Annotated in this window: 11 protein-coding genes; 4 read left to right on the forward strand and 7 right to left on the reverse strand. The window is 46.0% G+C overall.

Going from position 1 to position 7,468, the window contains the following annotated elements; all coding sequences use genetic code 11:
• Nucleotides 1-93: 93 nt before the first annotated feature.
• From WB308_RS11840 to WB308_RS11870, 7 genes are all read right to left on the reverse strand, one after another.
• Entirely contained in the window at nt 94-300 is a 207-nt protein-coding gene (locus WB308_RS11840) for a flagellar biosynthesis anti-sigma factor FlgM (RefSeq protein WP_424191787.1), read from the reverse strand.
• Nucleotides 301-366: 66 nt separating this feature from the next.
• Nucleotides 367-651, reverse strand: coding sequence for a rod-binding protein (locus tag WB308_RS11845; RefSeq protein WP_037949535.1), 285 nt, complete (start codon nt 649-651; stop codon nt 367-369).
• Nucleotides 651-1,697, reverse strand: a complete 1,047-nt coding sequence (locus WB308_RS11850; protein WP_424191789.1) for a flagellar basal body P-ring protein FlgI — start codon at nt 1,695-1,697, stop codon at nt 651-653. The genes WB308_RS11845 and WB308_RS11850 overlap by 1 nt, the downstream gene beginning before the upstream one ends.
• A gap of 52 nt (nt 1,698-1,749) precedes the next feature.
• Nucleotides 1,750-2,337, reverse strand: a complete 588-nt coding sequence (gene rsmD / locus WB308_RS11855) for a 16S rRNA (guanine(966)-N(2))-methyltransferase RsmD (protein ID WP_424191791.1) — start codon at nt 2,335-2,337, stop codon at nt 1,750-1,752.
• Nucleotides 2,327-2,710 carry a hypothetical protein gene (locus WB308_RS11860; protein WP_424191793.1) on the reverse strand — a complete coding sequence of 128 codons (384 nt, stop codon included), beginning with the start codon at nt 2,708-2,710 and terminating at the stop codon, nt 2,327-2,329. The genes rsmD and WB308_RS11860 overlap by 11 nt, the downstream gene beginning before the upstream one ends.
• Nucleotides 2,707-3,411: an exonuclease domain-containing protein gene (locus WB308_RS11865; RefSeq protein WP_424191795.1), complete on the reverse strand. Its 705-nt coding sequence runs from the start codon at nt 3,409-3,411 to the stop codon at nt 2,707-2,709. The genes WB308_RS11860 and WB308_RS11865 overlap by 4 nt, the downstream gene beginning before the upstream one ends.
• Entirely contained in the window at nt 3,405-3,848 is a 444-nt protein-coding gene (locus WB308_RS11870; protein WP_424191797.1) for a hypothetical protein, read from the reverse strand. The genes WB308_RS11865 and WB308_RS11870 overlap by 7 nt, the downstream gene beginning before the upstream one ends.
• Nucleotides 3,849-4,044: 196 nt before the next feature.
• On the opposite strand from WB308_RS11870, the gene WB308_RS11875 reads away from it, so the two are divergent.
• The 4 genes from WB308_RS11875 to WB308_RS11890 are packed head-to-tail and all read left to right on the forward strand — an operon-like array spanning nt 4,045 to nt 7,400.
• Nucleotides 4,045-4,179: a hypothetical protein gene (locus WB308_RS11875; protein WP_424191799.1), complete on the forward strand. Its 135-nt coding sequence runs from the start codon at nt 4,045-4,047 to the stop codon at nt 4,177-4,179.
• A gap of 12 nt (nt 4,180-4,191) precedes the next feature.
• Nucleotides 4,192-5,322, forward strand: a complete 1,131-nt coding sequence (locus WB308_RS11880; protein WP_424191801.1) for an MFS transporter — start codon at nt 4,192-4,194, stop codon at nt 5,320-5,322.
• A 2-nt stretch (nt 5,323-5,324) separates the two neighbouring features.
• Nucleotides 5,325-6,965, forward strand: a complete 1,641-nt coding sequence (locus WB308_RS11885; RefSeq protein WP_424191803.1) for a protein kinase domain-containing protein — start codon at nt 5,325-5,327, stop codon at nt 6,963-6,965.
• A 9-nt stretch (nt 6,966-6,974) separates the two neighbouring features.
• Nucleotides 6,975-7,400, forward strand: coding sequence for an RrF2 family transcriptional regulator (locus tag WB308_RS11890; RefSeq protein ID WP_424191805.1), 426 nt, complete (start codon nt 6,975-6,977; stop codon nt 7,398-7,400).
• The last annotated feature ends 68 nt before the right edge of the window (nt 7,401-7,468 follow it).

Genomic DNA, 7,468 nt, shown 5'->3' on the forward strand with positions numbered 1-7,468 from the left:
GGCTATATCTTCTTCCGACAAAGTGATGAGGACTTCCAATTCTTTGATTGCGCTTTGTAATTGATACGACAACATCATAAACTCCTATTCGTTTTAAGTCAGCTCTTGCGCGATGCGCTTCGCCAACGATTCGATATCGACACGGTATTCACCTTTTTCGATAGAAGCTTTGAGCTCTTCGATCCGGCTTGTGTCACCTTGTTTTGTAATCGATTGAGCGGATTTTTCCTGCTCTTTTGTTTTAAATGATGCTTCTTGATAAGCACCTTTGATAAGTGAGCTGTTCACACTTGAGATCATGGTGAATCCTTCTTATTTGTCCGTTTATGATGTCTACCAACCATATCGGCAAAGAATCCAAAAAATTTAGTTTTTCACCCCTTTTTGGCTCAAATGTTCAAACAGCATTTGGGAAAATCCGAATCCTCCCGCACTCGCATTGGAAAGTTCCTCGCGGTACATCGATTTGAAGATTTTTTCTCCCGGATCATTGGCGCTGAAAAGATTCTTTTCTTCTTTCATTGCCTCATCCAGCATCATTTTGACGATGATCGCCTCGAACTGATCCGTTTTTTCCCGTAGGGCTGCGTCCCCTTCTTTTGTTCCGATCGTCGGAACCGCTTTTTGATACTGTACGGTTGATACATCCATCAGATTACCTCCAAATCGACCGCAATGGCTCCGGCACTTTTCATCGCCTGTAAAATGGCGATCATCTCTTTAGGAGTTGCCCCCAGTTTTTGGAGTGAACGGGCGATGTTGGCGACCGTCGTCGTCCCTTTTTCGGTGTATATCTCGTTTTCGTTCAGCCCGATTACAAGGCTTTTATCCATTGTGACGCTTCCAGGAGGAGTGCTGACCGTATTTTGAGAGAGCACTTTAACGGTCATGTCTCCTTGGGTGATGACAACCGGTTTGACTTCAACATCCACACCTGCGACAATCGTTCCGGTCCGCTCGTTGATGATAATCTTTTGTTCTTGCGCGTAACTGATATCCATATTTTGCACTTCTGCCAAAAACTCGACCATCGAGCGGTTTTGAGGTAGGTCCAGCTTGATTGTGCGCGAATCGAGCGCAGTCGCAAGCGTTCCTCTGTATTTTGCGTTGATGGCATTTTGGATGGCCACGGCATTGGAAAAATTAGACGTTTTCAACGACAACGTCGCGTTTTGCTGATGGTAAAGGTCCTGCTGAATTTCACGTTCGACCAATCCGCCGCCATAGACCATACCGGCGGTCGGATGCGATTCCGCACCCGCGCCTCTTTCATTTTTGCCGCCGATACTGATCGGTCCTTGTGCCAGAGCATAGATTTTCCCGTCTACCCCTTTAAGCGGCGTCATCAAAAGAGTCCCGCCCTCCAAAGACTTGGCATCCCCAATAGAAGATACTACGACATCGAATGTGTCTCCCTGACGCGCGAAAGGGGCAAATTTAGCCGTAACGACAACGGCTGCGACGTTTTTGGATTTGATATCAACGGGATTCATATCGATGTTCATGGCTTTTAGCATGTTTGCAATGGATTGAAGAGTAAACTTTGACGTTGTCCCGTCCCCGGTTTTTTTCAAACCGACGACAAGCGAATATCCGATAATCTGATTGTCCCGCACACCGACTACGTTGGCTATTTCGCCGATCCGCGCGGCTTGCAATGATGAGAGTAGAAGAAAAATTAGTACGATTAATCTCATGCTTGTCCTTTGTAACGTACAAGGAAAAAGCAAAGTTCATTCCAAAAAGGGATTAAGCGTAGTAGGTCAGTGAGGTTTTTCCGAATTTCTTTGTTTTGATTCGATTGTATAAGCCGATCATCTCGGGCAGTTCAAGGGTACTCATGTGCTCGACGATAAACAATCTCGCACGTTCGGGAGGAAAAGACGCGATCAGATGCAGCGTCTTATCGTAGATCTCTTCCATCCCTTCGCGGTATGAAAAAGGAGGATCGACATAAATAAAAGCACTCTCACCCAGTGCTTCGAGCCGCTTTCTGACCTGAACGATATTGGTAAAACTGTCTCCTTCGTACACTTCGCATGCAGAGGGATCGGTTTGGGCAATATTTTGGCGCAGCGTTTTCACCGCGTCACGGTCTTTTTCCATGAAAAATATTTTTTTGGCCCCGCGGCTAAGCGCTTCGAGTCCGATGGAACCGCTTCCCGAAAACACTTCTACAACCGTCGCATCAATAATATCAAACTGAATCGTGTTAAAAAATGACTCCAGAACGATCGCTTTGGAACTTCGCGTCGTCTCTTTGGACGGGAGTTTGAGGGTCTTGCCTTTGAATTTTCCGGCAATGATCTTTTTTGTCAGCGGGGGATTATTTTTCATAAAATGCACGTATCGCTTTGAGAATGTTGGCTTGGTATTCACGCGTCAGTTTCTCGATGTGGCGTTCGAGAACTTCGAAACTGACCCCTTCTTCTTCAGCGGGTACAAAAGTTTCTTCCATCGTGTCAGTCGGAGCATGTTTCAGTGATTCAACCTTTTGCGCAAGCGCGTGAAGCAGCTGTGCTTTCGAAAACGGCTTGATCAGATCGAACGATTCGGATGATCCGATGATGAAGGTCAGACGGTTCTCATCTCGTATCTCTTTGTCCCGAATCAGAATATCGCACTGGCGGATCGAGCTTAACTGCCCTTCCAAAAAAAGTTCCAATGAACGCTGTAACAACGGAGAATCGCATTGAATGGCTACTTTCACGGTACTTCCCTCAAAAAATGTTCGATACTGTAGCGTAAATCTTCGTCCATGTCCACCAGCGACTCAAGCATCCACTTCAGGTATCCCGGGTCTTTGAGGGCGATCTCTTCGATACGGCGCTTGGCATACTTCCCGAACGGAAGACGGTTTAGCAGTACGTGGCTTTGGGAAATCTCCACCAGTTTTTCGTGATCGGCCAGATCAAGCAGATACGTATAGAGCATTTTCACATGAAGTGCATCGCTCAGGGGGTGATGCGGAGTGATGCCTGCTCCGAAAGACGCGAAGAATTCCTCTTCTTCCCGATACAGCCGCAGTTCGTAACGCAGAAATTGCAGACTGTACCCGTCCAGATCGTCCATCAGCGCTTTGGCGCATTTGAGGGTATCGATAATCTCTCCCTTCCATTGCAATCCCTCTTTTATCAGCATCGCGATATCAAACGGAGCATTATGAGAGATCAGGACATTCGATTCCGCATTCAGTTCTTTGAGCCGCCGACAACTGTTCGAATCGGCGAATGCAGGAGCATCTTTGAGCATTTCGTTCGTAATCTGATGAATGGCAGAGGCGGCAGGAGGAATTTTACGCCCCGGATGGATTAATTCGTAATAAGGACTGTTCTCTTCCACCATTCCGACGGCGCAGATCCGATCAGAAGTTTCCACTCCCGTCGTTTCGGTATCAAAAAAGATCAGCATGCTTCTTCGTCGTTCAACGCTTTTAACTGTCCCATCAAATCATGATAGTGTTCCAGCGTTCGAAAGCTTTTCTCAAACCGCCATCCGAGCACAAAAGTGATAATGCCCTTTTTCTGCTCCGGCGAGAGCTTTTCAACCCGTCCATAATAGGCAAGTGAGATATTTTTGTTTTTGACTTTGGCTTCTTTATCGTACACAATCCCGATAACCTGGGCATATTTTCCCTCTTTAATGGCTCCCAAATCCTCGTCAGAGAGGGAAATCCCGGAGAGGTTGATCGCTTTGAATGCAAACAGATCGTCAAATACGGCTACCTTTTTATCGATACCCAGTTGCTGATACAGTTGTTCAAGTTCTTTGAGATTTTTTTTGCGTTCCAACTCATAACTGGAGATTTGTGCGGTCAGGTTTTTGAGACGATCGAGGGCTGAACTCACCTATTCTCCTTTGGACACTTAAATTTTGATAATTTTAACGAACCTATTCCTAAAGGAACATCAATCTTCCCGCATCTGTAAAAGTTAATCACCAAAAAAAAGATTATGATTAATTTTTAAACAATCATAATAAACCGTGCCCCTGTAATTTAACTACAATTATTTCAGATAAAAAAATCTTAAATAGGAGTGGATGATGAAATTCGGTGATTTGAAAAAAGAGGGGCACTGGCCGACACTGTTTGCCGCTTTCCTCTATTTCGACTTTAGCTTTATGATGTGGACGATGCTCGGGCCTCTGGCTACCGAAATCAATGAGTCTCTAAGTTAGCGCAGTTTTGCGATGAACGACGATCAAACGGCGACGCTGCTTGCGGTTCCGGTTCTAGCGGGGGCGATTTTACGTCTTGTGTTAGGAATTTTCGTCGATAAATTCGGGCCTAAAACGACGGCATTGGTCTCGCAGGGGATTGTTATCGCAACCCTGTTCTACGGATACGCAGCGGCCGAGTCGATTACATACAATCAACTATTGCTGGTTGCCCTTGGGCTGGGATTTGCGGGGGCATCGTTCGCCGTAGCGCTGCCTCAAGCGGGTCAATGGTATCCTCCGCGTCTGCAAGGAACGGTTTTGGGAATCGCGGGGGCCGGTAATATCGGTGTGGTCATCGACTTTTTGTTCGCCCCCAAGATTGCCGAGCTTTGGGGATGGCCATCGGTCTTTCTCGTCGGTGGTGTTTTATCGTTTGTCGTCTTGATCGCCTATATGTTTATGGCCAAAGATGCCCCATCATCGGTGTATAAAGCCAATCCGAAAAAGCTCGGCGATTATATGAAACTGATGCGTGATCGCGATACCTGGTGGTTTAATCTCTTTTACGCCGTGAGTTTCGGCGGATTTATCGGATTTGCCAACTACATGAAAGTGTATCTGATGAACACCTATCAAGCCGATATGTCAGCCTTTGGTCTGGATGTCATGGAGGAGAGCAATGTCAAAGTAATCGCCGGATATTTCGGAGCGCTCTGCATCTTTGCCGGTGCTCTGCTTCGTCCCGTGGGCGGAGCCGTCGCCGATAAAATGGGGGGGATTAAATCGCTTTATGTGTTTTACGGTAGTATCATCGTTTTAGCACTCATCAGTGCGTTTGTCAGCTTGCCGTTTTGGGGAGCGATTCTTGTGATGTTTCTCATCATGGCAAATCTGGGAATGGCAAACGGTTCGGTATTCCAACTCGTACCGCAGCGTTTTGGCAAAGACATCGGCGTGATGACCGGACTAATCGGTATGGCTGGGGGACTTGGCGGAACAGCTCTGATCAAAACCTTCGGATGGTCACAGGGAGCATTTGATGGTTATACTGCCGGATTTGTGATCTTTGCGTTGATGACAATAATCGCCATGAGTGGGATCAGTCTGGTTAAAACACGTTGGCGTACGACATGGGGTGCGGTTTCAGGAGCAAGAATATAACAATGTTAGAACTTCAATCTTCCGAATTCATCCTTCCCAAAGACGCCGCCACAGGCGATGATGCCTGTGCGTATAGCATCATTGAAAATGCTCTTTTGGTGAGCGTGTTGTGCGATGGAGTCGGAAGTGCTGCACAAGGCGGTGCTGCAGCACGACAGTGTGTCAAATTTTTTATCGATCAATTCAAAAACCGCCCTCGTGCTTGGGATATCCCACAAACGATGGAAGTCTTTACCCGCCACATCAACAGCCTCCTCTTCAAAGAATCGATGACCCAATACGGAAAAATCGAATTCCTCACAACACTTTGCCTTGCCGTCATAGAAGGTGAAACACTCTACACTCTCCATCTCGGCGATTCACGCATCTATTTGCTCAAAGCAAATGGAGAGTTCCATCGTCTCACGAACGATCACACGATGGATGATGAGTACATGTCCCATGTCTTGAGCTCTGCGTGCGGTTTGAGTGAAAATATCGAGTTGAATATCCTCTCTACCCCTGTCGCTGTCGGTGACACTCTGATACTGTGCAGTGACGGTGTTTACAATCTCTTAGAGGAGAAAGTCTTTACCAATATGATCCAAAAAGGATTAGGTGCCTCGAGCATCATCCACAATGCTGAGCAAAATTGTAATCCCAAAGATCGCGATGATATGAGCCTCCAAATTTTCCGTATCGAATCTCTCGATCCGCTCTATTCCATCAAAAATGCCCCTCTCATCATCCCCGAAACACTGAGCGAGGGGCAAATCATCGACGGCTACACCCTCATATCCCCTATGATGGAGCATAAACGTATTTGGAAAGTACTCAAAGACTCAGAACTGTATGTTATGAAATTTCCTCTAAAAGCAGATGATGACGAAGCACTCGATGCCTTTGTCCGTGAAGCATGGTACGCGAAACAGATCACCCACATAGCCTTCGGTCATGCGTGGGTCCCGCAGGTGCGAAGCATGCGGTATTATCTTATGGAACTGGTGGAAGGGGTAAATCTGTTAGAGTATCTCAAAAACCGTACTCTCTCAATAGACAATGCCATCGCTTTGGGAAAATTTCTCCACCGTGCCGAAGCCCATCTGCTCCATTTAGGGCTTGTTCATGGTGATATCAAACCTGAAAACATCCTCGTTTACCAACGAGACGGCGAAGCGGGAGTCGAATTTAAAATGGTCGATTTCGGCTCCATCGTCGAGATATTTTCTCTCAATAATCGTGCAGGAACCCCAACGTATCTAGCACCTGAGCGATTTATTGATAGTGCGATCAACGAATCAACCGAAATATTTTCCATCGGTGTCACCCTCTATTGGGCACTGACAGGTCAATTCCCCTACGGAGAGATTGAACCGTTTCAAACCCCTTCCTTTAAATCACCCAAACATCCCTCTGTGCTCAATAAAAACATTCCTTTGTGGCTCGATTCGGTGATTATGCGTTCCATCGCAATCTCTATCGATTATCGTTACCGACATTATTCTGAATTTTTTTACGATCTGAAATATCCCGAAAAAGTAAAACCTTTTTTCTCCAATACAACCCCTCTGATCGAACGTTCCCCTGTTACCTTTTATAAAACAGCGTTTATAATGCTATTTTTATTAGAAATAATCACGTTTTACCTCTATGTCACTAAATAAAGGTTTTTAATGCTCTCTTCCGCTTGCCAAGATACGATTCGTGCCGCTGTATGGCTCTCCACAAAGCCCTCCGGAGAGTTTCATCGGATTCAAGAGATCAGTGAAGCATTAGAGCTTCCCTTCCATTTTATGGCTAAATCCCTGCAAAAACTGGTACATGCCGGAATCCTCATCTCTCAGCGCGGCGCGGCAGGGGGAGTTACCCTCTCTCGCACGGCATCTGAAATCACGTTACTCTCTATCATCGAAGCCGTTGATGGAACAACATTTTTTGACGCTTGTGTACTGGGAATCGGAGATTGTGAAGCGGAGAAACCGTGTGCACTTCATGCCCAATGGGATGTATGGCGCCAAGAGATGCTGGAGATGTATTCAGCGATGCGTCTAAGTGAAATCACCGAAGATGTACTGCAACGCAAAGTGAAACGGATTTAAAACTTCTACCTAAATTTTAATTTAAGATATTTTTATCTTAAATTGGTTATTTTTTAATCATACTACTG

Source organism: Sulfuricurvum sp., from assembly GCF_049587615.1.
GTDB lineage: Bacteria > Campylobacterota > Campylobacteria > Campylobacterales > Sulfurimonadaceae > Sulfuricurvum.

Coding starts and splice junctions, on each gene's coding strand:
- WB308_RS11865 (WP_424191795.1), bottom strand. CDS start 3,411: ATGCTGATCTTTTTTGATACCGAAACGACGGGAGTGGAAACTTCTGAT.
- WB308_RS11885 (WP_424191803.1), top strand. CDS start 5,325: ATGTTAGAACTTCAATCTTCCGAATTCATCCTTCCCAAAGACGCCGCC.
- WB308_RS11845 (WP_037949535.1), bottom strand. CDS start 651: ATGGATGTATCAACCGTACAGTATCAAAAAGCGGTTCCGACGATCGGA.
- WB308_RS11850 (WP_424191789.1), bottom strand. CDS start 1,697: ATGAGATTAATCGTACTAATTTTTCTTCTACTCTCATCATTGCAAGCC.
- WB308_RS11840 (WP_424191787.1), bottom strand. CDS start 300: ATGATCTCAAGTGTGAACAGCTCACTTATCAAAGGTGCTTATCAAGAA.
- WB308_RS11875 (WP_424191799.1), top strand. CDS start 4,045: ATGAAATTCGGTGATTTGAAAAAAGAGGGGCACTGGCCGACACTGTTT.
- WB308_RS11880 (WP_424191801.1), top strand. CDS start 4,192: ATGAACGACGATCAAACGGCGACGCTGCTTGCGGTTCCGGTTCTAGCG.
- rsmD (WP_424191791.1), bottom strand. CDS start 2,337: ATGAAAAATAATCCCCCGCTGACAAAAAAGATCATTGCCGGAAAATTC.
- WB308_RS11890 (WP_424191805.1), top strand. CDS start 6,975: ATGCTCTCTTCCGCTTGCCAAGATACGATTCGTGCCGCTGTATGGCTC.